Annotated in this window: 20 protein-coding genes; 8 read left to right on the top strand and 12 right to left on the bottom strand. The window is 70.8% G+C overall.

Annotation, left to right across the window (positions count from 1 at the left end; translation table 11 throughout):
• Positions 1-694: 694 nt before the first annotated feature.
• Positions 695-1,237 carry an RNA 2'-phosphotransferase gene (locus tag OHT52_RS14835; RefSeq protein WP_328720620.1) on the top strand — a complete coding sequence of 181 codons (543 nt, stop codon included), beginning with the start codon at positions 695-697 and terminating at the stop codon, positions 1,235-1,237.
• Positions 1,238-1,280: 43 nt separating this feature from the next.
• On the opposite strand, the gene OHT52_RS14830 is transcribed toward OHT52_RS14835, so the two are convergent.
• Positions 1,281-2,174, bottom strand: a complete 894-nt coding sequence (locus OHT52_RS14830) for an LLM class flavin-dependent oxidoreductase (protein ID WP_328720619.1) — start codon at positions 2,172-2,174, stop codon at positions 1,281-1,283.
• Between the two features lie 504 nt (positions 2,175-2,678).
• Between OHT52_RS14830 and OHT52_RS14825 the strand changes: the two genes are divergently transcribed.
• Complete coding sequence (locus OHT52_RS14825; RefSeq protein ID WP_443046580.1) at positions 2,679-3,542, top strand: Cof-type HAD-IIB family hydrolase; 864 nt, start codon at positions 2,679-2,681, stop codon at positions 3,540-3,542.
• A gap of 91 nt (positions 3,543-3,633) precedes the next feature.
• Here the strand turns inward: OHT52_RS14825 and OHT52_RS14820 are convergent, their stop codons facing one another.
• From OHT52_RS14820 to hisC, 5 genes are all read right to left on the bottom strand, one after another.
• Positions 3,634-5,400: a GAF domain-containing sensor histidine kinase gene (locus tag OHT52_RS14820; protein WP_328720617.1), complete on the bottom strand. Its 1,767-nt coding sequence runs from the start codon at positions 5,398-5,400 to the stop codon at positions 3,634-3,636.
• Between the two features lie 128 nt (positions 5,401-5,528).
• Positions 5,529-9,116 (bottom strand): thiol reductant ABC exporter subunit CydD, encoded by a 3,588-nt coding sequence (cydD, locus tag OHT52_RS14815; RefSeq protein WP_328720616.1) that lies wholly within the window; start codon positions 9,114-9,116, stop codon positions 5,529-5,531.
• A gap of 110 nt (positions 9,117-9,226) precedes the next feature.
• A complete protein-coding gene (gene cydB / locus OHT52_RS14810; RefSeq protein WP_328720615.1) occupies positions 9,227-10,228 on the bottom strand; it encodes a cytochrome d ubiquinol oxidase subunit II in 1,002 nt (333 codons plus the stop codon).
• 17 nt (positions 10,229-10,245) lie between these two features.
• Positions 10,246-11,757 (bottom strand): cytochrome ubiquinol oxidase subunit I, encoded by a 1,512-nt coding sequence (locus OHT52_RS14805; protein ID WP_328720614.1) that lies wholly within the window; start codon positions 11,755-11,757, stop codon positions 10,246-10,248.
• 438 nt (positions 11,758-12,195) lie between these two features.
• Positions 12,196-13,275, bottom strand: a complete 1,080-nt coding sequence (gene hisC, locus OHT52_RS14800) for a histidinol-phosphate transaminase (RefSeq protein ID WP_328720613.1) — start codon at positions 13,273-13,275, stop codon at positions 12,196-12,198.
• Positions 13,276-13,701: 426 nt separating this feature from the next.
• Here hisC and OHT52_RS14795 point away from each other — a divergent pair, with 426 nt between their 5' ends.
• From OHT52_RS14795 to OHT52_RS14785, 3 genes are all read left to right on the top strand, one after another.
• Complete coding sequence (locus OHT52_RS14795) at positions 13,702-14,814, top strand: LacI family DNA-binding transcriptional regulator (RefSeq protein WP_327176775.1); 1,113 nt, start codon at positions 13,702-13,704, stop codon at positions 14,812-14,814.
• Positions 14,815-14,988: 174 nt separating this feature from the next.
• Positions 14,989-16,068, top strand: coding sequence for a metallophosphoesterase (locus OHT52_RS14790; protein ID WP_328720612.1), 1,080 nt, complete (start codon positions 14,989-14,991; stop codon positions 16,066-16,068).
• A 183-nt stretch (positions 16,069-16,251) separates the two neighbouring features.
• A complete protein-coding gene (locus tag OHT52_RS14785; RefSeq protein ID WP_328720611.1) occupies positions 16,252-17,124 on the top strand; it encodes a hypothetical protein in 873 nt (290 codons plus the stop codon).
• Here the strand turns inward: OHT52_RS14785 and OHT52_RS14780 are convergent.
• Together OHT52_RS14780 and thiC are read right to left on the bottom strand one after the other, a co-directional pair.
• Entirely contained in the window at positions 17,033-17,950 is a 918-nt protein-coding gene (locus tag OHT52_RS14780) for a hypothetical protein (RefSeq protein WP_328720610.1), read from the bottom strand. The two genes, OHT52_RS14785 and OHT52_RS14780, sit on opposite strands and share 92 nt — an antisense overlap.
• Positions 17,951-17,996: 46 nt before the next feature.
• Positions 17,997-19,787, bottom strand: coding sequence for a phosphomethylpyrimidine synthase ThiC (gene thiC / locus OHT52_RS14775; protein ID WP_328720609.1), 1,791 nt, complete (start codon positions 19,785-19,787; stop codon positions 17,997-17,999).
• A gap of 196 nt (positions 19,788-19,983) precedes the next feature.
• On the opposite strand from thiC, the gene OHT52_RS14770 reads away from it, so the two are divergent.
• Positions 19,984-21,309, top strand: coding sequence for a YibE/F family protein (locus OHT52_RS14770; RefSeq protein WP_328720608.1), 1,326 nt, complete (start codon positions 19,984-19,986; stop codon positions 21,307-21,309).
• A gap of 35 nt (positions 21,310-21,344) precedes the next feature.
• Here the strand turns inward: OHT52_RS14770 and OHT52_RS14765 are convergent, their stop codons facing one another.
• The 4 genes from OHT52_RS14765 to OHT52_RS14750 form a co-directional block, all read right to left on the bottom strand.
• Positions 21,345-21,782, bottom strand: a complete 438-nt coding sequence (locus OHT52_RS14765; protein WP_266706557.1) for an SsgA family sporulation/cell division regulator — start codon at positions 21,780-21,782, stop codon at positions 21,345-21,347.
• Between the two features lie 101 nt (positions 21,783-21,883).
• Positions 21,884-22,654, bottom strand: coding sequence for an IclR family transcriptional regulator (locus OHT52_RS14760; RefSeq protein ID WP_328723744.1), 771 nt, complete (start codon positions 22,652-22,654; stop codon positions 21,884-21,886).
• Between the two features lie 321 nt (positions 22,655-22,975).
• The gene (locus tag OHT52_RS14755; protein ID WP_328720607.1) at positions 22,976-23,197 is read right to left on the bottom strand and encodes a DUF5326 family protein; all 222 of its coding nucleotides are present in this window, start codon (positions 23,195-23,197) and stop codon (positions 22,976-22,978) included.
• Between the two features lie 211 nt (positions 23,198-23,408).
• The gene (locus OHT52_RS14750; RefSeq protein ID WP_328720606.1) at positions 23,409-23,726 is read right to left on the bottom strand and encodes a cupin domain-containing protein; all 318 of its coding nucleotides are present in this window, start codon (positions 23,724-23,726) and stop codon (positions 23,409-23,411) included.
• Between the two features lie 81 nt (positions 23,727-23,807).
• Here OHT52_RS14750 and OHT52_RS14745 point away from each other — a divergent pair, with 81 nt between their 5' ends.
• Both OHT52_RS14745 and OHT52_RS14740 read left to right on the top strand, forming a co-directional pair.
• Positions 23,808-24,185 (top strand): phage holin family protein, encoded by a 378-nt coding sequence (locus OHT52_RS14745; RefSeq protein WP_328720605.1) that lies wholly within the window; start codon positions 23,808-23,810, stop codon positions 24,183-24,185.
• 84 nt (positions 24,186-24,269) lie between these two features.
• On the top strand, positions 24,270-25,394 hold the full coding sequence (locus OHT52_RS14740) for a cystathionine gamma-lyase (protein ID WP_328720604.1): 1,125 nt from the start codon (positions 24,270-24,272) through the stop codon (positions 25,392-25,394).
• Positions 25,395-25,519 lie beyond the last annotated feature (125 nt).

Raw genomic sequence — 25,519 nt, 5'->3', positions numbered from 1 at the left:
GCGGGGCGGCGCGTTCTTCCTGGAGGGACTCCCGCGTCAGTGACGGCTCTGCCCGCCTGAGCACTTGGCGCCGGAACGGGCCATTCGGAATGCCAGGAGGCCGAGTTCGGGACGGGAGCGCCACCCCTTCGGGTGACCCGCTCCCGGCCGCCCGTGCACCCGCACCGGTTTCCGTCCACCTCGCGGCGCCCGGAACAAAGGGACACGCGTCCGAGCCCGGGGAGTGGATCTCCCCAGCCGATGCGGGAGAGCCCGTGGACGGAACGGCGTCCAGCGCGCGAACTGTTCGGCCTGGTTCGGCGCCGCCGTGTTCCGTCCGTACGGACGGCACCCAGAACGTCCCTCGTCCGTGCGACCGGCGGGCAGGCATGTCTCCTCCGCGCACAACGGCCGCACCAGCCCCGACGGATGGGAGGCGAGGGATGGAGGGGCACCTGCCCCGCGCCTCGAACTCAGTACGCAAGTGGGTTATTTATTATGAAACGGCACATCTTGCCTGTTTCAGGCCAAAGTTGATCAAATTGCTCATTTAGCAAGGGCGTTGTCCACAGGATCGCCAAATACCCTGTGGATAAGTCAAGTTGCTTGTGGATCAAACACGAAATCCCTCGCCAGTTCCTGGACCTCTCGCCAGTTCCTGCACAGGGGAAAGAATCCGGATGCGCGGCCAGGAGCAGCGGGGCACTCTGGCCGGATGGATGACAGACGCACCGTGAAGGTGTCGAAGTACCTCTCCCGGCACCTGCGACATCAGCCGGAGCGCATCGGGCTGACGCTCGATCCGAACGGTTGGGTGAACGTCGCGGAGCTGCTGGAGGCCGCGGCCCGCAACAACTTCCCGATCACGCGGGCCGAACTCGAGCACGTGATCGAGGTCAACGACAAGCAGCGCTTCGCCCTGGAGGGGGACCGCTTGCGCGCCAACCAGGGCCACACCGTCGCCGTCGACCTGGACCTGCCACCGGCCGAGCCGCCGCCGTTCCTCTACCACGGGACGGTGGCCCGGTCCCTGCCGGACATCCGGGCCGAAGGGCTGCGCCCCATGGCCCGCCACCACGTCCATCTCTCGCCCGACCGCGAGACCGCCACCCGGGTCGGGGCACGGCGTGGCAGCCCCGTGGTGCTCTCCGTGGACGCGGGAGCGATGCACCGCGCCGGTCACGTCTTCCGCGTCAGCGCCAACGGGGTGTGGCTTGCGGAGTCCGTACCCCCCGCATACCTGCGGTTCCCGGGCTGAGGCGCGTAGGACGCCTCGGCCCGCCCCACGACCGGTTCTCCGGTCAGCCCAGCCGGCCGAGCGCCTCGGTGGCGATCCGCTCGAAGACGACCGGGTCGGTGTCGAAGTCCGAGTCCGGGATCGGCCAGTGGACGACCAGTTCGGTGAAGCCCAGGTCCCGGTGGCGGCCCGCGAAGTCCACGAACGCCTCGACCGACTCCAGCGGACGGTTACGGTCGGGGGTGAAGGCGGTGAGCAGGATCTTGTCGAGCTCCGCCACGTCCCGGCCGGCCTCCGCGCACGCCGCGCCGAGCCTGCCGATCTGGCCGCGCAGCGCCTCCACGGACTGCTCCGGCGTGCCGTCATCGAACAGCTTCGGGTCCCCCGTGGTCACCCACGCCTGCCCGTACCGGGCGGCCAGCCTCAGCCCTCGCGGGCCGGTCGCGGCAACGGCGAACGGCAGCCGGGGCGACTGGACGCAGCCGGGGACGTTCCGGGCCTCCTGCGCCGTGTAGAAGGCGCCCTGCTGCGAGACCGCACCCTCGGTGAGCAGCCGGTCCAGCAGCGGTACGAACTCGCCGAAACGATCCGCCCGCTCGCGCGGGGTCCACGGGTCCTGGCCGAGCGCCGTGGCGTCGAAGCCGTTCCCGCCCGCTCCGATGCCGAGGGTGACCCGGCCGCCCGAGATGTCGTCGAGCGAGATGAGTTCCTTGGCGAGCGTCACCGGATGCCGGAAGTTCGGCGAGGTCACGAGGGTGCCGAGCCGCATGGTTTCGGTGGCGACGGCCGCTGCCGTCAGCGTCGGGATCGCCCCGAACCACGTCTTCTCCCGGAACGACCGCCACGACAGGTGGTCGTACGTGTAGGCGGCGTGGAAACCGAGTTCTTCGGCCCGCCGCCAGATCTTCTGTCCTTCGCCCCATCGGTGGACAGGGAGGATCACGGTGCTCAGACGCATGGCTCCGACGATACGTGGATTCGCACCACCACCGACGCCCCGATCGACCGGAGCGGTTCGGGGGACCACGCGTCCGAGCTACCGCAGGAGCTCGCGGAAGCGGACACCACCGGTGCCCTCCACGACGAGGTCGACGGGCTGAACTTCTCCACCGACTACGGGCTGCTGCGAGAACTCTTCGCAGAGCCCAGAGCCCGCCCGTGCGGGCCGCAGGCGGCACCAGGATCTGCCGCGCACGTACTCTGCGCGAGGAGTCGATCCGGCGGGCCGTCCGTCTCGCGCGGGGCGCCGGGCCGCGGGCCGGGACGCCGGAGTCCGCGCACCCGCACCCGCGCACCCGCACGCCCGCCATCCGCGTCCGGCCCCGCGCACCCCGCACCCGCACCCGCACCCGCACCCGCACAAGATCGCTCGGCTGCGGGTTGGCATATGCCGGAGGTCTATCTTCCTGATCAGAGGCGCGTGGCACTCATATGTGCGCCCCCCTGCACGCCCGTGCACCGAATGCGGGAGAATGGCAGGGTGACCACGCCTACCGACGCACCGCCTGCCGCCGTGCCCCGGCTGATAGCCACCGATCTGGACGGCACGCTGCTGCGCGACGACAAGACGTTGTCGGCACGCACGATCGCCGCCCTCGTGGCAGCCGAACGCGCGGGCGTGCACGTCCTCTTCGTCACGGGGCGCCCGCCCCGATGGATGGACGCGGTGGTGTCCCACCTGCCCGAACACGGGACCGCGATCTGCGCGAACGGCGCCGCGGTGGTCGACCTGAGCGCCGGTGGCCGGCTGATCAGGGTCCACCCGCTCGGCCGGGCCGAAGCACTCGACGTCGTGCACCGGGTACGGGCCGCCGCGCCCGGCACCACGTTCGCGGTCGAGTTCACCACCGGCCTCCACTACGAACCGCTCTACCCGCCGTTCCACAAAAACCCCTGGGCGACCGTGGCCCCCGTGGAGAAGCTGCTGGACGAGGAGACACCGGGCGCGGGCGCTCCCGTGCTGAAGCTACTCGCCCACCACACGGCGATCGCCCCCGACGCCTTCCTCGCCCTGGCCCGCGAGGCCGCCGGGGACCGGGTCTCCTTCACCCGGTCCAGCCCTTCCGCGCTGCTGGAGGCCGGTGGGGCGGGCGTCTCCAAGGCCCGCACGCTCGCGGAGTACTGCGCCGAGCGCGGGGTGCTGCCCGAGGAGGTCGTCGCCTTCGGCGACATGCCGAACGACGTCGAGATGCTGAACTGGGCCGGCACCTCGTACGCGATGGCCAACGCCCATCCGGCCGCCGTGTCCGCCGCGTCGGGACGGACGCTCACCAACGAGGAGGACGGTGTGGCGGTCGTCCTCGAACGCCTCCTCGCCGCCCGCTGACAGCTCGCGCCCGCCGCTCCCGCCGGGCGCCGCCCCCGCCGGACAGCTTTCCGGCCGGACGCCCTCACCGACGACCGGGGACACCGGGGCCTCAGAGCGGCGCCTCCCAGACCACCGACGTACCGCCGCCGTCCTCCCCGAGCCCCGGGCCGAACCAGCTCGCCCCGCCCAGCGACTCAGCCCTGCGGGCCAGGTTGCGCAGACCGCTCCGGCGGCCGCCCTCCGGGATACCGACTCCGTCGTCCGAGACCGTCAGCCGGACGGCGTCCCGCCCGTCCGGCAGGGTGGCCGTGGCGTCGACGACCACCTCGATCCGCGAGGCGTGGGCGTGCCGGAAGGCGTTGGAGAGGGCCTCGCGCAGGGCCGCGATCAGGTTCTTCCCGGTGAGCTCGCCCACCAGGGTGTCGATCGCCCCCAGAAAGCGGTGCGAGGGCGTGAAGCCGAGGGGCACCGACGCCATGTTGACCTCGCGCAGCACTCGGACCCGCAGCCCGGACGGCGCCTCGGCGGGCTCCTGCTGGAGGGCGAAGATGGCGGTGCGGATCTCCTGGATGGTGATGTCCAGCTCGTCCACGGCCCGGCCGACGCCCTCCCGCACCTCCGGCACCACCGAGCGGCGCTGAGCGCTCTCCAGCATCATCCCGGTGGCGAACAGCCGCTGGATCACCAGGTCGTGGAGGTCCCGGGCGATCCGGTCGCGGTCCTCGTACACCGCGAGCCGCTCCCGGTCGCGCTGCGCCTCCGCCATCATCAGCGCCAGCGCCGCCTGTGCCGCGAACTGCACCCCGAGGGTGCGTTCCGCCGCGCTGAACGGGCGCTGCCCCTGCGCCCGGGGCATGGACAGCGCCCCGAGCATCCGGCCGTCGCTGCGCATCGGCAGCAGCATGTTCGGGCCGTACCGCTCGGACGCGCGGCTGATCAGGCGCGGGTCGGTCGCGGCGTCGTCGATGAACACGGGCTCCCCGGCCAGCAGCGCGGACACCACCGGGCTCTCCGGCCCGATGATCACGCCCAGCGAGGTGGAGGGATCGTCGGAGGCGACCGCGACGACTTCCAGCCCGTCCGCCCCGTCCTCTCCCACCGGCAGCAGAACGGCACCGGCGGCCGAGCCGGCCAGCCTGCGGGCCTGCTCGGCGACGACGCTCAGAGCGTCGTCCGCGTCCCCGCCCGCGAGCAACGCCGTGGTGACCGCGACCGATCCGTCGATCCACCGCTCGCGCTGACGGGCCGCCTCGTAGAGGCGGGCGTTGCCGATGGCGATGCCCGCCTCCGTGGCGAGCACCCGGACCATGTGCAGGTCGTACTCGTTGAACTCACCGCCGTGGTGTTTCTCGGCGAGGTACAGATTGCCGAAGATCTGCCCCTGGACGCTGATGGGGACGCCCAGGAAGGTGCGCATCGGGGGATGCCCCGCGGGGAACCCGGCGTAGCGCGGGTCGGCGGTCAGGTCGGTCAGCATCACCGGAGCCGGGTCGTGGATGAGCGCCCCGAGGAGCCCTTCGTGGCCGCTGGGAGGGCGTCCGATCGCGCGCGCCTCCTCGGCCGACATGCCGTGGGTGACGAAGTCGAGGAGCCCTTCGGCGGACTCGTCCACGACACCGATCGCGGCGTACCGGGCGTGGGCCAGTTCGGCGGCGGTCTCGCAGATGCGGTCGAGCGTGGAGTGCAGTTCCAGGCCCGTACCGACCGAGCGCATGGCTTCCAGCAGTTGCGGCACTCGGGCGGTGAGCTCGGGGGAGAGCCCTTGCAGATCGCGGGCGGCCCGGGTGGCCGCTTCGAGCGATTCCTGGTCCCAGGCGCTCCGGCTCACCTCCCCGCGGTCCGCCGCGCCCTGCCGGTGCCCCTGCCGCTCTGCCATGCGTCGAGCGTACGGAGGGACCCTGCGCACGGAAAGTCGGAATCATCCCCTTCGGCGGGTGGGCCGCGGACGGGACAGGACCGGGCGGGGCGGGGCGGCCCGTGTGGCCGGCCTCCTCGGGGTGGGGCTCAGGCAGCCACCGTTCCGGCAGGTTCGAGCGGGCGCACCGCGCGCAGGTCCGCCTCCCGTTCGCGCTCCAGCATCCGGCGCAGCGGCCCGTCCACCGCGGCCAGCTCGGCGTGGGTGCCGCGCTGGACCACGCGTCCGCCGTCCAGCACCACGACCTCGTCCACCGCGTCGAGGCCTGCCAGACGGTGGGTGATGAGCACGGTGGTGCGCCCTCGGGTGACGTCGAGGAGGTCCTCGGTCAGCGCGTCCGCCGTGGCGATGTCGAGGTGTTCGGCGGGCTCGTCGAGTACGAGGACGGGGAAGTCGGCGAGCAGGGCGCGGGCCAGCGCGAGGCGCTGCCGCTGGCCGCCGGAGAGCCGGGCGCCGTGTTCGCCCACCAGGGTGTCGAGCCCGTCCGGCAGCGAGTCGGTCCAGTCGAGCAGCCGCGCCCCGGCGAGCGCGTTCCGCAGGTCCTCCTCGGTTGCGTCGGTGCGGGCGAGCCGCAGGTTCTCGCGTACCGAGCTGTCGAAGACGTGCGCGTCCTGGGCGCAGAGCCCGACGTACCGACGGACCGTGTCGCCGTCGAGCGCGGAGGCGTCCGTGCCGCCGAGCCGGTAGGTGCCCCGCTCCGCGTCCAGGAAGCGGAGCAGGACCTGCGCGAGGGTGGTCTTGCCGGAGCCGGACGGGCCCACGACGGCGATCCGGCGCCCCTGCTCCAGGGTCAGGTCGACCGAGTCCAGAGCGGGCCGCTCCGCTTCCGGGTAGCGGGCCGTCAGGCCGCGTACTTCCAGTGGGAAGGGGGTGACGGGGGCCGGGGCGGGGTGGGCGGGTTCCCGTACGGGGACGGGGGCGTCCAGCACCTCGTACACCCGCTCCGCGCTCCGGCGGGCCCGCCGTCGGTACTGCACGGCGAGCGGCATCCCGTTCACGGCCTCGAAGGCGGCGAGCGGGGTGAGCAGGACGACCGCGAGTTCCAGGCCGCCGAGCCGTCCGCCGTGCACGGCGGGCAGCGCCACCAGGGCACAGGCGACCACGGTCAGCCCGCTCAGGAGCGAGGAGAGACCACCGCCGAGCGCGGTGGCGGAAGCGGCGCGGGCGGCGATCCGGGTGAGGACCCCGTCGGCCTCCCGCACCCGCGCGGTGCGCGAGGGCAGAGCACCGGCGACGGTCAGCTCGGCCGTGCCGCCGAGCAGGTCGGTGACCCGGACCGCGAGGTCGGCACGGGCCGGGGCGAGCCGGCGTTCCGCCCTGTCGGCGACCGCCCCGCTGACCAGCGGCACACCCGCTCCGGCGAGCAGCAGCGCTACGGCGAGGACCACGCCCGCCTCCGGGAGGAGCATCCCGAGGAAGCCCGCCGAGGCCAGGCCGACGACCACGGCGGTACCGGCGGGCAGCAACCAGCGGAGCCAGTAGTCCTGGAGTTCGTCCACGTCCGCCACCAGCCGGGAGAGCAGGTCGCCCCGGCGGGTGGTGCGCAGTCCGGCGGGTGTCACACGCTCCAGCCCTCGGTAGACGGCGACGCGCAGTTCGGCGAGCAGCTGGAGCACGGTGTCGTGGGAGACGAGACGTTCGGCGTAACGGAAGAAGGCCCGGCCGATGCCGAAGGCGCGGGTCGCGGTGACGGCGACCATCAGATAGAGGACCGGGGGCTGTTCGGAGGCGCGGGAGATCAGCCAGCCGGACACCGCCATCAGCCCCACCGAGGAGCCGAGCGCGAGGCTGCCCAGCAGCAGGGCGAGGGCCAGCCGCCGGCGCCGGGCGCCCGCCGCCGCGCGGACCCGTGCGAGCACCTCGCCGGTACGGGGCGTGGTCTCTCGCAGGTCCTCGGTCTCCCGCAGGCTTTCGTTCCCCCGCAGGGTCTCGGTCTCCCGCAGGGTCTCGGGGGTGGTGGGGGCGGGTGCCGACCGCGCGGGTGTCTCCGCGTCCCCGGGTTCCGTACCGATAGGCCCCGTACCCACGACGGCTTCGCCGGTGGCGGCCGGCTCCAGCGTCACGACGCGATCGGCCAGCGGCAGCAGCGCGGGGCGGTGCGCGACCAGCAGGACGGTACGGCCCTGGGCCAGTCGGCGCACCGCGTCCACGATGCCCGCCTCCGTCGCGCCGTCCAGGCTCGCGGTCGGCTCGTCGAGCAGCAGTACCGGCCGGTCGGCGAGGAAGGCGCGGGCCAGCGCGAGCCTCTGGCGCTGCCCGGCGGAGAGCCCGGCGCCGTCCTCCCCGAGGAGGGTCCGCTCCCCTTCGGGCAGCAGGCCGACGAACTCGTGGGCACCCGCGTCCCGCAGCGCGGCGGCCACGGCGGCGTCGTCGGCGTCCGGCCGGGCGAGGCGCACGTTCTCCGCGACGGTGCCGGCGAAGAGGACAGGACGCTGCGGGACCCAGGCGATGTGCTCGCGCCAGCGTTCGGGAGAGAGGGTGGCGAGATCCACGCCACCCACCCGTACGGCCCCCGCGTCCGGCGACGTGAAGCCGAGGACCACATCGAGCAACGTGGACTTGCCGGCCCCGCTCGGGCCGACCAGCGCCACCGTTTCCCCCGGCTCGACCACCAGGGAGGCATCCGCCGGGGAGGCCCCGATCCGGCCCTGGTGCCGGACCGTCACCCCGGCCAGCTCGATACGGAGCGACCCCGGCACGTCCGCCGTACCCGCCACCGGGAGCTCGGTCTCCAGCACGGCGAAGATCTCCTCCGCGGCCGACAGCCCCTCCGCCGCCGCGTGGTACTGCGCGCCGACCTGACGGATCGGCAGATACGCCTCGGGGGCGAGAATCAGCACCAGCAGGCCGATGTAGAGGTCGAGTTCGCCGTTGACGAGCCTCATGCCGATCGTCACGGCGACGAGGGCCACCGAGAGGGTCGCCAGCAGCTCCAACGCGAAGGAGGAGAGGAACGCGATCCGCAGGGTCCGCACGGTCGCCAGCCGGTACTCCGAGGTGATCTTCCGGATCGACTCGGCCTGTGCCTTCGCCCGGCCGAAGACCTTGAGCGTGGGCAGCCCTGCCACCACGTCCAAGAAGTGGCCGGAGAGCCGGGAGAGCAGCTTCCACTGCCGGTCCATCCGGGACTGGGTGGCCCAGCCGATCAGCATCATGAAAGCGGGGATGAGCGGCAGCGTGATCACGATGATCGCGGCCGAGACCCAGTCCTCGGTGACGATGCGCGCGAGGACCGCGACGGGTACCACCACCGCGAGTCCGAGCTGCGGGAGATAGCGCGAGAAGTAGTCGTCCAGCGCGTCGACACCGCGGGTCGCGAGGGCGACGAGCGACCCGGTGCGCTGCCCGTCCAGCCACCCGGGACCGAGCTGTGCGGCCCGCTCCAGCAACCGGCCACGCAGCTCGGACTTGACCGCCGCACTCGCCCGGTGCGCGGCCAGCTCGGTGAGCCAAGCGACCAGCGCCCGGCCCGCCGCGACGGCGACCAGCAGGATCAGGGGGGTACGGAGACCGGAGACGCTCAGCCCGTCCTCGAACCCGCCGACCACGATCTCGGCCACCAACATCGCCTGGGCGATGACCAGCACCGCACCCACCGCGCCCAGCGCCACCACGGCCATCAGAAAGAAGCGGGTGGCACGGGCGTACCGGAAGAGACGCGGATCGATCGGTTTCACGTGAAACATCCCCTGCAGTTCGGTGCGGCCGGTACGGGCGGCTCGACGCCCGGTGTTCGGCGGCGGCCGGTCGGACCGCCGCCGGACAGGCGGGACTTCCACCACACGCGTTAATGCGCGTCGGCGATGTGCTGGGTGCCGATGCGCTTGCGGAACACCCAGTAGGTCCAGCCCTGGTAGAGCAGGACCAGGGGCGTGGCGATCCCCGCGCACCAGGTCATGATCGTGAGCGTGTAGGGCGTGGACGAGGCATTGGTGACGGTGAGGCTCCACGCGCCGTTCAGCGAGGACGGCATGACGTCCGGGAAGAGCGCCAGGAAGAGCATCGCCACGGCCGCGGTGATGGTGAGCCCCGAGAGCGCGAACGACCAGCCCTCACGCCCGGCGGCGATGGCCACGATCGCTCCGGCCAGGGCCAGGACGGCGACGGCCATCGCGAGCAGCGACCAGCCGTCACCGGTGCGCACCTGCGTCCAGATCAGGAAGCCCAGCGCCAGGACCGCGGTGAGGAACCCCAGCCGCAGCGCGAACCTCCGGGCCCGGACGCGGATCTCCCCGACCGTCTTCAGGGCCGCGAACACCGCTCCGTGGAAGGTGAAGAGGGTGAGCGTCACCGCCCCGCCGAGCAGTGCGAAGGGGTTGAGGAGGTCCCAGAACCCGCCCACGTACTCCATGTGCGCGTCGATCTTGACGCCGCGCACGATGTTGCCGAAGGCCACGCCCCAGAGGACGGCGGGGATCAGCGAGGTCCAGAAGATCGCGTGTTCCCAGTTGGTCTGCCAGCGCTCCTCCGGTCGCTTCGCCCGGTACTCGAAGGCGACGCCCCGGAGGATCAGGCAGAGCAGGATGATCAGCAGGGGCAGGTAGAAGCCGGAGAAGAGGGTGGCGTACCAGTCGGGAAAGGCCGCGAAGGTGGCGCCTCCGGCGCTGAGCAGCCAGACCTCGTTGCCGTCCCAGACGGGTCCGATCGTGTTGATCAGGACCCGACGCTCCTTGCGGTCACGGGCCAGCACCTTGGTCAGGACCCCGATGCCGAAGTCGAAGCCCTCCAGGAAGAAGTAACCGGTCCAGAGGACGGCTATGAGGACGAACCAGACGTCGTGGAGTTCCATCGTTCCGCTCCTTCCTCTCAGTACGAGAAGGCCATCGGCCGGTCGGCGTCGGCGGCGTCGTGACCACCGATCGTGGCGGGCGGGTTGAGGTCGTCCTCGGTGAGTTCGGGAGGTCCGGCCTTGATGTACTTCACCAGCAGCTTGACCTCGATCACCGCGAGGATCGCGTAGATCAGGGTGAAGGCGATCAGCGAGGTGATCACCTCACCCTGCGAGACGCCGGGGGAGACCGCGTCCTTGGTCTTGAGCACCCCGAAGACGACCCAGGGCTGCCGTCCGGTCTCGGTGAAGATCCAGCCCCAGGAGTTGGCGATCAGGGGGAAGAGCAGGGTCCAGAGCGCGACCAGCCAGTACAGCTTGGTGAGCTTCGGGCTGAGGGCCTTGTTCTTGAAGAGGACCAGATGCGGCACCTCGTCGTCGCCGGTCCGCATACCCGGCGGCAGCATGAACTTCTTCCGGGTCAGCCAGAGCCCGAGGATGCCGAGTCCGAAGGAGGCCATCCCGAAGCCGATCATCCAGCGGAAGCCCCAGAAGGCGACGGGGATGTTGGGCCGGTAGTCCCCCGGACCGTACTTCTCCCGCATCTGTTCGTTCAGCTCGTTGATGCCCGGGATGTACGAGGTGAAGGTGTCGTCGGCGAGGAAGGAGAGCACTCCGGGGACCGAGATCTCGACGTCGTTGCGGCCCTCGGAGACGTCGCCCACCGCGAAGATCGAGAAGGGCGCGCCCTCCTGCCCCTCCCAGAGCGCCTCGGCCGCCGCCATCTTCATGGGCTGCTGCTTGAACATCACCTTGCCGAGCAGGTCACCACTGATGGAGGTCAGCAGGCCGGCGACGACCACCGTGATGAGCCCGAGCCGCAGCGAGGTCCGCATGACCGGGATGTGCTTCTTGCGCGCCAGGTGGAAAGCGGCGATCCCGACCATGAAGGCGCCTCCCACCAGGAAGGCCGCCGTGATGGTGTGGAAGAACTGGGCGAGCGCCGTGTTCTGCGTCAGCACGTGCCAGAAGTCGGTGAGTTCGGCGCGTCCGCGTTCCTTGTTCATGCGGTAGCCGACCGGATGCTGCATCCAGGAGTTGGCCGCCAGGATGAAGTACGCGGAGAGGATCGTGCCGAGCGAGACCATCCAGATGCAGGCGAGGTGGATCTTCCGGGGCAGCTTGTCCCAGCCGAAGATCCAGAGTCCGATGAAGGTGGACTCGAAGAAGAAGGCGATCAGCGCCTCGAAGGCCAGCGGCGCACCGAAGACGTCACCGACGAACCGCGAGTAGTCGGACCAGTTCATGCCGAACTGGAATTCCTGGACGATGCCGGTGACCACGCCCATGGCGATGTTGATCAGGAAGAGCTTGCCCCAGAACTTGGTGGCCTTGAGGTACTTCTCCTTGTTGGTCCGGACCCATGCCGTCTGCAGCCCCGCCGTCAGTGCGGCGAGGGAGATCGTCATGGGGACGAAGAGGAAGTGGTAGACGGTCGTAATGCCGAACTGCCAGCGCGCCATCGTCTCGGGCGCCAGAGCTAGTTCCACGTCGTCGTCTCCTTACGTCGCCGTAGTGACAGCCGCGGTTCGCCCGATTGATCCCACCCATACGGGACCAATCGGGGTGCGCTTGTGAACGCGTTCACATTCACAAGCAAAGTATGGCGCACACGCTTCCGGATCTTCGAACGGGGGGTCCCCTCCTGAACGTGCCCGCCCGGCTCCGGACAGAACCGACGGGCACCGGCGGTTTCAGGACAACCACTGGCATCGCGGGCGACGCCGCGCGGTCTCGCCCGCGACGCATCGCGGACGAGTGGCCCCGCCTTCGGGAGAGACCGAGGGCGGGGCCACCGGAACGGCGCTCCGGAGACGGCCGCGACACCCCGCCTCGGCGCCCGGGGCGCCAGCAGCGCGCGACCACGACTGCGCGCGGAACGCCGGCAGCGCGGGCCACAGCCGCGCGCGGGACGTCAGGAGGGCGGGCTACAGCCGCGCGCGGAACGCCTCCGCCGACTTCAGGAAGAGGTCGTTGGCCTCGTTCTCGCCGATCGTGACCCGTACGCCCTCGCCGGCGAACGGCCGCACGACCACCCCTGCCCGCTCGCAGAACGCGGCGAAGTCGCCCGTACGCTCGCCGAGCCGCAGCCAGACGAAGTTGGCCTGGCTCTCCGGCACCGTCCAGCCCTGCTCCACCAGCCCGCGGTGCACCCGGTTCCGCTCGACCACCAGCGAGCCGACCCGTCCCAGCAGTTCGTCCTCGGCCCGCAGCGACGCGACCGCCGCGTCCTGGGCGATCCGGCTCACACCGAAGGGCACGGCCGTCTTGCGCAGCGCCGCCGCCACCGGCTCGTGCGCCACCGCGAATCCGACCCGCAGTCCGGCCAGCCCGTACGCCTTCGAGAAGGTGCGCAGCACCGCGACGTTGGGCCGGTCCCGGTAGATCTCCAGGCCGTCGGGGACATCGGCGTCACGGACGAACTCCTTGTACGCCTCGTCGAGCACCACCAGCACGTCGGAGGGGACCCGGTCGAGGAACCGTTCCAGCTCGGCCCGGCGGACCACCGTCCCGGTCGGATTGTTGGGGTTGCAGACGAAGATCAGCCGGGTCCGGTCGGTGACGGCGTCCGCCATCGCGTCGAGGTCGTGGACATCCCCGTCGGTCAACGGAACCTTCACCGAGGTCGCCCCGCTGATCTGCGTGATGATCGGGTACGCCTCGAAGGACCGCCAGGCGTAGATCACCTCGTCGCCGGGCCCGGAGGTGGCCTGAAGCAGCTGTTGCGCCACGCCCACCGAGCCGGTTCCGGTGGCGAGGTGCCCCAGGGGCACCCCGAATCGGTCGGCCAGTTCCTCCGTCAGGCCCGCGCAGGACATGTCGGGGTAGCGGTTGAATTCCGAGGCGGCCGCGAGCGCGGCTTCCAGCACGCCGGGCAGCGGCGGGTAGGGGTTCTCGTTGGAGGACAGCTTGAAGGCGACCGGCCCGTCCTGGGAGGCCGGCCGGCCCGGCACGTAGGCGGGGACACCGTCCAGCTCAGGGCGCAGCTTGGGGTTCGTCTCGCTCACCACGGGTTCTCCTCGACCGTCGACGCACTTCGATGCGTCTCACCTTATGAGGAGGCGCCGGGCCTCCGACCCGCGAACGGGAGCGGCCGGCACCGCTCCGGCACGGTGGACGGCCGCAGGACACCCGGTTCGGCCACGGAACGCGACGAACGGGGCACATCGAGAGGGGGCGTGCGTACGCTCCGTCACACGCCGGTGGCTCGCGCCGTGGCGCGCATCCCTCGAAGTGGTGAGTTGATACCTCTTCCCTCCACCACCCTCTGGGTCGACTCGGACCGATGGATGCATGACACATCCGGCCCCTTCCTGCCAACTCCCTTGCTTTACAAGGCAATCACTCCTGAATGACCTTGCAGAAACGTGCCTGTCAACAGTTGCATATGCGTCCGGTCGAGTTGGCCTCCCGAGCCCTACTATCGGCTCGCCATGACAGCAGCAGGGAAGCACCAGGTGAGCCGGACCGAGACCCCCCGGCGCAGCGGCCGGCCAGGACGCGCGGGCATTCGCGACGTCGCCGCCGCGGCGGGGGTATCGATCACGACCGTCTCCGACGCGCTCAACGGCAAGGGCAGGCTCCCGGACGCCACCCGCCGCCACGTCCGCGAGGTCGCAGAACGCCTGGGCTACCGCCCCTCGGCCGCGGCCCGCACCCTCCGTACGGGCAAGTCGGGCCTGATCGGCCTGACCGTGACCACGTACGGGGATGAACCTTTCACCTTCACCGAGTTCGCGTACTTCGCGGAGATGGCGAGGGCCGCGACCTCGGCCGCGCTCGCCCGGGGGTACGCCCTCGTGATCCTCCCCGCCACCTCGCGCCACGACGTCTGGTCCAACGTGGCCCTGGACGGGACCGTCGTCATCGACCCCTCGGACCAGGACCCGGTGGTCACCGAACTCGTCCGCCAGGGCCTGCCCGTGGTCTCCGACGGCCGGCCCGCCGGATCGCTCCCGGTGACCGCCTGGGTCGACAACGACCACCGCGCGGCCGTGCTCGACCTCCTCGACCACCTCGCCGCGGCAGGCGCCCGCCGGATCGGGCTGCTCACCGGCACCACGACCGACACGTACACCAGGCTCTCCACCACCGCGTACCTGCACTGGTGCGAGCGCGTGGGCCAGGACCCGGTGTACGAGTCCTACCCGGCCCACGACCCGTGCGCCGGGGCGGTGGCCGCCGACCGGCTGCTCGCCCGCCCGGACCGCCCGGACGCCGTCTACGGCCTCTTCGACCCCAACGGCACCGATCTGCTCGCCGCGGCCCGCAGGTACGGCCTGCGGGTCCCCGACGACCTCCTGCTGGTCTGCTGCAGCGAGTCCACGGTCTACGCCACCACCGAGCCGCCCATCACCACGCTCTCGCTGAAGCCGCGCCGCATCGGCACCGCCGTGGTGCAGCTCCTCATCGACGCGATCGAGGGCGTCGAACACGACGGACCGGTCGAGCAGGTGATACCGACCGAGCTCATCGTCCGGACCTCCTCGCAGCGCCGGCCGCCCCGCACGACGGTGAGCGCGCCACGCTCTCCGAGCAGGGACTGAACGGATTAATCCGGACCAATGGACAGGTGAACGGCGCACTCGCCCGGATTCACCGCCCCTGGTGCGTCACACGGGGCGATCCGCGTTCCTATGATGGGCGAACGACACCGCGGACCACCTCTACCAGGCATGGCCCGTCAGGTGTACGGCGGCGCGACGGTGGTGGAGGGGTCGATGACTCAGAGGGCCGGTCAGGAACCCGTGGTGCGTACGGCGACGTTGCGCGACTTCCGCGTTCCGCCGTACGCGCGCACGACCATGCCCGGAGAGGACCCGCATCCGGACGTCGCGCTCACGCATCCCGGGAACGCCGTTCCCGAAGGCGGGGTGCCGGAGGGCTACACGCCGACCGAGCGCGATCTGCCCGTGATCACCCCGGCCGGTGCGCCCGTCGTGGCAGCCGTGCCGGAAGCGGGTCCCGGCGGGGCCGACGGACTCGGCCCGCTCTACGTCGTCGGCGACGTGCACGGCTACCTCGACGAGCTGAAGGCCGCGCTCGCCGACCAGGGCCTCATCGACGTCAACGGCAACTGGTCGGCCGGCAACGCCCGGCTCTGGTTCCTCGGCGACTTCACGGACCGGGGCCCCGACGGCATCGGCGTCATCGACCTGGTCATGCAGCTCTCCGCCGAGGCCGCCGCCGCGGGCGGCTACTGCAAGGCGCTGATGGGCAACCACGAACTGCTGCTCATCGGCGCGAAGCGGTTCGCGGACACCCCGGTGAACTCCGGCGCCGGCACGGCCACCTTCCAGGCGGCCTGGCTGCTCAACGGCGGCCAGAAGCACGACATGGACCGGCTGCGCGACGTCCACCTGCAGTGGATGTCGCGGCTGGACGCGGTCGTGGAGGAGGACGGGCATCTGCTGATGCACTCCGACACGACGGCGTACCTCGACTACGGGGCGACCATCGAGGACGTCAACGACACGGTCCACGCCATCCTCACCCGTAACGACGCGGACGAGTGCTGGGACCTGTTCCGCAAACTCACCAAGCGGTTCGCGTTCCGGGACGACGACGGCGCGCAGGCGGTACGCGAACTGATGGCCGCGTACGGCGGCCGGCGGGTCGTCCACGGCCACAGCCCCATCCCCTACCTCCTGGGCGAGGTCGGCTCGGAGGACGGCGAGAACGGCGCGGGGCCGCTGGTGCACGGACCGCACGTGTACGCGGACGGGCTCGCCATCGCCATGGACGGCGGAGTGACCATGGCCGGAAAACTGCTGGTCGCCCAACTCCCCCTGCATGACTGACATTCCACCGGGTAGGGCTCCGTCGACCTGATCGTTCACGGTCGGCGGGCCTATTTCCGGAAACACCCTGTCACCCCTCGCCCTGGGCGCTCTACCATCGGCGTATCAGTAGCAGGCTCTCCTCCGTTTCGACCGAAATGCCCTGCCATGCGTGGGTATTCGGGCGCCACGGAGCATCGGGGGATGCAGATGACAAGCGCTCCGCACCTGCTGGCCGAAGACCGGCCCGAGTACGAGCGAATCCTCGGCGACGCGCTGCGCCACGCGCACGAGCGCCCGGATCTGGCCGGAGTCGGGGAACGGCTCAACCGGGAGCAGTTGCGGACCATGGCGCTGAGCGCCACCGCGCTGATCACCGCGGCAGCCGCCACCGAGTACGAGCACTACGTGAAGGCGCGCGGGGAGCTCCGGGTCCGGACCGGGGACGCCGACCAGGAGCCGGACGAGGTGCGGGACCCTCCGGGCCGGACGGGCGAGGGCGTAGGAGTCGGCGCGGTCGTCACCGCGCTCGCCCCGCTCCTCGCGGGTTCCGCCGCGGTGATCTTCCTGCTGATCGGCTATCTCCTGAAGGCGGTGAGCCCGTCCCTGTCCGTCGCGGGTCCGATGGTCACCGCGGGGTGGCTCTTCGCCGCCCTCGCCGCGCTGGCGATACTCGCCGCCGCCGTCGGACTGCTGGTCACGGCGCTCCGCAACAGCTCCAACGAGCTGGCCGTCGCCATGGAGGAGGACGACATCCCGGAGGAGATCGCCCGGGCCCGGGAGGCCTGGCGCCACGCCCTGCTGGAGCGCGGCATACTCCCGTTCCTCCGCGACGCGCTGGACGACCCGGCCGCCGCGCCGGCCGCCCGCGTCCCCCGGCAGTCTCCGAACCGCATCCCGAAGATCGGATACAGCAGCCCGGACTTCTCGAACCCGCAGGACGGCTCGCGCCAGAGCCCACGGCCCTCCTTCACGAGCCCCGATTTCAGCAGCCCGGACTTCGACAGCCCCGGCTTCGGGAGCCCCGGCATCGGCGGTCCGGGCCCCGGCACCCCGGAATCCGACGCGGGAGCCTGACCCACGGGGGCGGGCGTGGAGGGCGTCCTGCCGCACCTCGCCAGGGCGTCCTGCCGCACCCCGCCCCCGTTCGGCCCACCCCGGCCACCGCGACCCGCCCCTCGGGGCCCGCTGCCCTCAGCCCTCGCACCTGGGGCGAGAGCGGAGCTCCCGCGGTGGCCGGCACCACCAGGACCGCGCAGCCGTACAGCGCCGGTCCCGACCCCACCGCGCCCGCGACGGGCCCCGCGACCAGCAGCCCGAGCGGGGCGAAGGCGAGCGAGCCGAAGAGGTCGTACGAACTCATCCGAGAGAGGGTGTCCTCCGGGATCTCCCGCTGCACGGTCGTGGACCAGAGCACGGCGAAGACGTCACCGGCCACTCCCGCGCAGAACATGGCCGCGGCGATCACGGCGAGCGAGGCGTGAGCGCCGAGGAGCGCGATGGGCGCGGCGGCGGGAAAGGTCGCGAGGACCGCGACGAGGACGGGACGCCCCACCCGCGGACGGGCCGACGCCCCGGCCCCGGCGATCATGCCCAGCGCCTGGGCGGCCACCAGCACCGACCGGGCCCGCGCGCCGAACTCCTCCTCGGCGACCAGCGGACCGAGCACGCCCAGCATGGCGTTGAGCGCGGCCACCACGAAGGTGTACTGCCGCCGGCACCGCCAGCGCGCACATCGCCCCAGGGGCGTGTGGCCGCTCAGCACCGTCGCCGCCAGCCCTGCGTAGGCGGCGGCCCCGGTGGCATCGGCCGCCACCATCAGCCGGGACCGTGACATCCGGTCCGCGACCACCCCGCCGACCAGTACGAAGACCAACCGGGGGAGGGCCCGGCAGGCGAGCACCGCCCGCCGCCTCCCCCCGGAGGCAGCGGGCGGCCGGTCCGGCGGTTCAGTCCGCGAGCGGCAGATAGACGCGGCTGCCCGAGGCCGCGAACTCCTTCGACTTCTCCAGCATCCCGGCCTCGATCTCCTGGGGAGTGGCGGCCGCGTCACCGCCGAACTGTTCGGTGATGCTCCGGCTGATCTTCATCGAACAGAACTTGGGCCCGCACATGGAACAGAAGTGCGCCGTCTTGGCCGGTTCGGCGGGCAGCGTCTCGTCGTGGAACGCGCGTGCGGTGTCCGGGTCGAGCGCCAGGTTGAACTGGTCCTCCCAGCGGAATTCGAAGCGGGCGTCGGACAACGCGTCGTCCCAGTCCTGCGCTCCCGGGTGCCCCTTGGCCAAGTCGGCGGCGTGGGCCGCGATCTTGTAGGTGATGACCCCGGTCTTCACGTCGTCCCGGTCGGGGAGCCCCAGGTGTTCCTTGGGGGTCACGTAGCAGAGCATCGCCGTGCCCCACCAGGCGATCATCGCCGCCCCGATCCCGGAGGTGATGTGGTCGTACGCCGGTGCGACGTCGGTGGTCAGCGGGCCGAGGGTGTAGAACGGCGCCTCCTCGCAGATCTCCTGCTGGAGGTCGATGTTCTCCTTGATCTTGTGCATCGGGACGTGCCCGGGGCCCTCGACCATCGTCTGCACGCCGTACCGCTTGGCGATGGTGTTGAGCTCGCCGAGGGTACGCAACTCGGCGAACTGGGCCTCGTCGTTGGCGTCCGCGAGGGAACCCGGCCGCAGTCCGTCCCCGAGCGAGTACGTCACGTCGTACGTCGCGAGGAGTTCGCACAGCTCCTCGAAGTTCTCGTAGAGGAACGACTCCTTGTGGTGCGCGAGGCACCAGGCCGCCATGATCGAGCCGCCCCTGGAGACGATGCCGGTCTTACGACGAGCGGTGAGCGGGACGTACGGCAGGCGCACGCCGGCGTGCACCGTCATGTAGTCCACGCCCTGCTCGGCCTGCTCGACGACCGTGTCCCTGTAGATCTCCCAGGTCAGCTCCTCCGCACGGCCGTCGACCTTCTCGAGGGCCTGGTAGAGCGGGACGGTACCGATGGGCACCGGGGAGTTCCGGAGTATCCATTCACGGGTGGTGTGGATGTTGCGGCCGGTGGACAGGTCCATGACCGTGTCGGCACCCCACCGGGTCGCCCAGGTCATCTTCTCCACCTCCTCCTCGATGGAGGAGGTCACGGCGGAGTTGCCGATGTTCGCGTTCACCTTCACCAGGAACCGCTTGCCGATGATCATCGGCTCGATCTCCGGGTGGTTCACATTGGCCGGCAGCACCGCCCGGCCTGCCGCGATCTCCTCGCCGACGACCTCCGGGGCGACGTTCTCGCGGATCGCGACGTACTCCATCTCGGGGGTGATCTCCCCCCGCCGGGCATACGCGAGCTGGGTGACGGGACGTCCGTCACGGCTGCGCCGGGGCCTGCGCGCGCCGCCGGGGAAGACCGCGTCGAGGTTGCGCAGGCCGTCGCGCGAGGCGGGCGAGCGGCCGTCGTCCTCCGGCCGGACCGGGCGCCCCTCGTACTCCTCGGTGTCCCCTCGGCCCTCGATCCAGCCGCCGCGCACCGGGGCGAGGCCCCGGCGGACGTCGGTGGTGACGGCGGGATCGGTGTACGGACCGGACGTGTCGTAGAGCGTCACGTCCTCGCCGTTGGTCAGGTGCACCTGACGGACCGGCACCCGGAGGCCGGGGCGCGAGCCCTCGACGTACCCCTTGTGCCAGCCGATGGACTTACCCGCCCCGACGTTCTCGTTCGAACTGGAGACAGGCGTGATCGCGTCCGATGTGGTCATGAGACCTACTCCCTACGCCGGCATTACCCGGTAACAGGTTCGGCGGTCGGCGCAGCCTGTCCCGTGAGGAATCACGAGGTCAGCGCCCTCTCAGCCCGGTGCTCCGAGCTCCCGCGTGTGCAAAGGTGCCACCACGCTAACGCCCGCCCGGCCGTGCTGACCAGAGGGCCTCCCCCGTTCTTGCGATGATCGCCCGGTGAACTCCTCCCAGGACACTCCAGAACCTCAGGACCCCTCACACGGCCATGCGCACAGCCATGGCCCGGCGGCGCCCGTCTCGACCCATCTGCGCAAGGTCATCGCATGCGTGCTGATCCCCTTCGCCGCCGCGGTGGTCGTCGGCCTGGTGGTGCTCTGGCCCGGCGGAACTCCCGCGCACGAGCGCACCGGCGTGGGCTTCGACCGGCAGACCGAGCAGGGACAGGTGGTGAAGGTGGAACGGGTGGACTGCGCGGACGTCAACGCCGCCCAGGTGCCCGCCACGGGTGCCACGTCGACGGGCGGCGGCCCGGCCGTGACGGAGGACGGCGACTGCAAGAAGGCCACCATCGAGGTGACCAGCGGCAACGACAAGGGCCGCACCTTCGCCGAGATCGTCCAGCCGGAAGCCTCACGGCAGTTGAGGGAAGGTCAGGGGGTGGTCCTGGCATATGCGCCGGACGCCCCGCACGACCTGCAGTACTCGGTCACCGACGTGGACCGGAAGCTTCCGATGGCGCTGCTGGCCGGCATCTTCGCCGTCGCCGTCGTGGTGGTGGGACGGTTCAAGGGCGTCATGGCGCTCGTGGCACTCGCGGTCTCCTTCGCCGTGCTGACCCTGTTCATCCTCCCCGCGATCCTGCAGGGCTCCAACCCGCTGCTCGTGGCGGTGGTCGGGGCGAGCGCGATCATGCTCATCGCGCTGTACACCTGCCACGGAGTGACCGCCCGCACCTCGGTGGCGGTCATCGGCACGCTGATCTCGCTGGTGCTGATCGGTCTGCTGGGCTCGGTCTTCATCGGCTGGGCGGGACTGACCGGCAACACCGACGACAACACCGGCCTCATCCACGGCCTCTATCCGGACATCGACATGAGCGGGCTGCTGCTGGCCGGTGTCATCATCGGTTCGCTCGGGGTCCTGGACGACGTGACGGTCACACAGACGTCGGCGGTGTGGGAGCTGCACCAGGCGAACCCGACCATGGGTGCGCGCGGGCTCTACCGGGCGGGCATCAGGATCGGGCGCGACCACATCGCCTCGGTGGTCAACACCCTGGTGCTCGCGTACGCGGGCGCGGCGCTGCCCCTGCTGCTGCTGTTCTCGATCGCGCAGAGCAGTGTCGGCACGGTCGCCAACAGCGAGCTGGTGGCGGAGGAGATCGTCCGTACGCTCGTCGGCTCGATCGGACTGGTCGCCTCGGTGCCCGTCACGACGGTGCTCGCCGCTCTGGTGGTGTCCGCGGACCGTACAGGGCTCGGCGCGGAAGCCGAAGCTCCTGCACCCGTACGGACCGGGAGGGGCCGCCGCCGCAAGGCGTGAGCGCGAGGCCCAAAAGGCAACGGGCTGACAGCCTGTCAGCCCGCGTTCTGCTCCTCGGCGAGGATCCTGCCGAGCGCCTCTTCGAGATTCCCGTCGAAGTCACCCTGCGTGTGCTCCTGCCCCAGTGGCACCAGCTTGTCCGTCCTGTCGAGAAACGCCACGAGCGGTGCCGTCCCGGCCCGGAACAGGGCCCGGTCCGCGCCGACCTGGAGCCGGATGTGCACGTCGCAGAGCCCCTCCGGCTCGGTGGGACCGATGTGCACATCGCCGTCGCCGCTGGGGCTGTTGAGGCCGTCGAGCAGGAGCTCACGGCCAAAAGCCCAGGTGACAGGGGCGTCACCCGGCAGGTGGAAGGTCATCCGGATCGCGTACGGATCGCTCACCTCGTACCGGAGCTCCACCGGAATACGGAACGAGAGCTCCTCCGAGACGAGGAAACTCATCATGACCTCTGCTTGAACCGACTCGCGCATCGTTCAACCCCGCAGTAGATGAATCTGGCCAGGAATGATCCCCCATGGCCCTATTGACGCCATCGTGGTGCACGCGATAGCAGATCACAAGGAGTGATTTTTCAGATACTGATAGAGAACACGAACGAACGCAAGAGCCGCGCCACTTCGCCACGTAGTTGTTCGACTGCGGGGAGCAACTGGTCCTGCCGGTCCAGGGGTAGAGAAATGGCCATCGCCGCGACGGCCGAACCTGCGGTGATGGGGATGGCGGCACAGACTGTTCCGAGTGCGTACTCCTGTCGCTCAATGACAGGTTTCATACGCTCCATCGAACGCAATCGCTCAAGTAGGACCGGGCGATCTCGCACTGAGTAACGGGTCAGCGGACGCACCGGATGGCGGAGCAGATGGTCCTCCCGCGCCTCCTCGTCGAGCTGCCCGAGCAGACACTGCCCCAGGGCGTGCGCGTGTCCGGTCTCCGCGAAGGGGGCCCACTCGTCCACGGCCGGTGTCGCGGCCGAGTCCGCCACGGCGACCAGCTCGATCTCGCCCTCGCGGTAGACCGCGCAGTACACCGGGGCCCCCAGCTCGTCGCACCACCGCGCGAGGGAGTCGTTGAGCCTGCCGCGCCTGCTCTCCTCGGCCGCCCGGCCGGACATCCGCTCGGCTGCCGCGCCGAGGACGAAGACACCGTTCTCCCGGCGGAGATAACCCTCGTGGGCCAGCGTGCGCAGCAGGTGGTAGGTGGTCGGCAGGGGCAGACCCGCTTCCCGCGCCAACTGCTTTGCGGGAGCGCCGTCCTGATGGGTGCCCACCGCCTCCAGCAGTCTCAGGGCCCGCTGGACCGAACCGATCAGCGTCGGAGCAGTGGTGGTCGATGCCGTGGTCACGGTCACCCCCAGGCATGGTGACGGGCGGTCAGCCCTCCCGTGGAGGCCGCCCCCACGGGCGTGCCGCGAGCCCGGGGCGCACTCTCGACTGTCGCGGAACCATTGGTCAGGATGGTGACGGACAGTTATCTCCCGGGCGGCGGCAGCGAAGCGCCACTGTAGCCGCCAGGGCCATTCGTGGGGCGGTTTCGGGACTCGCTTAGCTCTGCCGGGCTAATCCGCGCGACTCTCCGTGACCATCGTGCCCGACGCGAGCCTTCCCGGGCCGTCCGCACCGGCACCGCTCGCGGGCGCCGGGGTACGCGCCCGAAGCATCCGCGCCTACCAGTCCTTCCGGGAGTCCGAGGAGGACGAGAGGAACTTCCGCACGACGAAGATCAGGCCGCCGACGAGGATGACGAACAGCAGCACCTTGAAGAGCAGCGCGACCACGAAGGTCACCACGCTGGCGATCAGCCCGCCGAACACCACGATCGCGATCACCGGCACCGCGATCCACTTCACCCACCAGGGCATTCCCGCGAATATCTCCCGGACCGCCATCGTCCCTACCTCGTCTCTCGTGTCCCTGCCCCGTCGGGCCGGGGATCTCCGGCCCTGGTCCCCGGCCTCCCGGTTCCCGCCTCCGATGCTAGAGCGGAAGAGATGGCCCCGGGGGGTCCGTACCCCCCGGACTCCCCTGATCGATCCCCTAGGGAGCGCAGCCGGGCCGGTCAGGGGCCTGGGGGCGGGGACCGCGGAACGGACGGGAGGATCAGGCTTCCGCCGGGGAGAAAACGACCATGACGCGCAGGTCCTCGGTGATGTGGTGGAACTTGTGGGCCACACCGGCCGGCACGTAGACGACGCTTCCCCGGCTCACGACGGTCGTCTCCACGCCCACGGTGATCGACGCCCGCCCGCTGACGACGAGATACACCTCGTCCTGGCTGTGCGGGCTCTGCGGATCGAGGGCGCCGGCGTCCAGCGCGTAGAGACCCACGGACATGTTCCGCTCGCGAAGGAACTGCAGGTAGGCGCCGTCGTTGGCAGCTCGTTCCGCTTCCAGCTCGTCGAGCCTGAATGCCTTCATGTGAGGTGCGCCCCTCGTGGTCGTCCAGGGTTCCCGTACGGACGGTGTACCCGGTGGTGGGTGTCTGCCACGATCAGACACATGAAGAATTTCGTAGTCAAGACGACCGCCAACGCAGCCGCACTGGCGGTGGCCATCTGGCTGCTCCAGGACATCACGCTGACCGGCACCGGCACGGGTCGCAAGGTCCTCACCCTGATTCTGGTCGCCCTGCTCTTCGGCCTGGTCAACTTCATCGTCAAGCCGGTCGTCAAGCTCCTCACGCTGCCGCTCTTCATCCTCACCCTGGGGCTGATCACCCTGATCGTCAACGCCCTCATGCTGAAGCTGACTTCCTCACTGGCCGGTGCCGTCGACCTCAGCTTCCACGTGGAGGGTTTCTGGACGGCCGCGCTGGGCGCCCTGATCATCTCCGTCGTCTCCTGGGCCATGCACGTCGCGCTCCCCGACGAGGACTGAGACACCCCGGCGGGCCTCTCTCCCGGGCTGAGAAGGTGCATACAGCACCGGCGACGGCCCGGGAAGGAACCAAGGGAGCGCAGCATGAGCACCATCGGCGACGGAACTCGGGCGGTACGGGCAGGTCTCCCCGAGCCGCAGCAGTACGAACCCACCCTTCCCGGGCCGGTCTTCGCCGCGCACTTCCATCTCTCGGGAGAGCCGGTCGGACCGTACACCTACGGCCGGGAGACCAACCCGACGTGGACGCACCTGGAGAAGGCCATCGGCGAGCTGGAAGCGCCGGGCGAGGAGGTCGTGACGACCGTCTTCGCCTCCGGCATGGCCGCGATCTCCGCCGTCCTGTTCTCCCAGACACGCGCCGGCGACGTCGTCGTCCTGCCGGACGACGGCTACCAGGCACTGCCGCTGGTCCGGGAGCAGCTGGAGGCGTACGGCGTGGAGGTCCGCACCGCGCCCACCGGCGGCGACGCCCAGCTGACCGCCCTCGAAGGGGCCAAGCTGCTCTGGATCGAGACGCCGTCCAACCCGGGCCTCGACGTGTGCGACGTCCGGCGGCTGGTCGAGGCGGCACACGCGGGCGGCACCCTGGTGGCCGTCGACAACACCCTGGCCACCCCGATCGGCCAGCGCCCCCTGGACCTGGGCGCCGACTTCTCGGTGGCCAGCGACACCAAGGGCATGACCGGTCACGGAGACATCCTGCTCGGCCACGTGACCTGCCGGGACGCCGATCTCGCCGCAGGGGTCCGCCGCTGGCGCAAGGTCGTCGGCGCGATCCCCGGCCCGATGGAGGCCTGGCTCGCGCACCGGTCGCTCGCCACGCTCCAGCTGCGCATCGAGCGCCAGTGCGCCACCGCGCTGACCCTGGCCGAGGCGCTCGTCGAGCGGCCCGAGGTGACCGGGCTGCGCTACCCGGGCCTCCCCTCCGACCCCTCGTACGCGGTCGCCGTGCGGCAGATGCGCCGCTTCGGCTCGGTGGTCTCGTTCGAGCTGGCCGACCGGAAGACCGCAGAACGCTTCCTGCAGGCGCTCAGGCTGGTCGACGACGCCACGAGCTTCGGCGGACTGCGATCCACCGCGGAGAGGCGCGGGCGCTGGGGAGGCGACGCGGTGTCCGAGGGTTTCGTCCGTTTCTCGGTCGGCGCCGAGGACCCGGAGGATCTGCTCGCCGACGTGGCGCAGGCTCTGGACGCGGCCACCGCCTGACCGCGCGGCGATCATCCGGAGTTCCGGTGCGCACGGGTGGAGGTCTCCGTGCGCACCGGAGCCCTTCCCCTTCCACGCGGGCGCGTACGGATGACGGACCGGTGCTGCCGCTCACCACTCGTGAA

This window comes from Streptomyces sp. NBC_00247 (assembly GCF_036188265.1).
In the GTDB taxonomy this organism is placed as follows: Bacteria; Actinomycetota; Actinomycetes; order Streptomycetales; family Streptomycetaceae; genus Streptomyces.
Note: the sequence above shows the minus strand (reverse complement) of the source record. Positions and strands in the feature narration are given on the sequence as shown.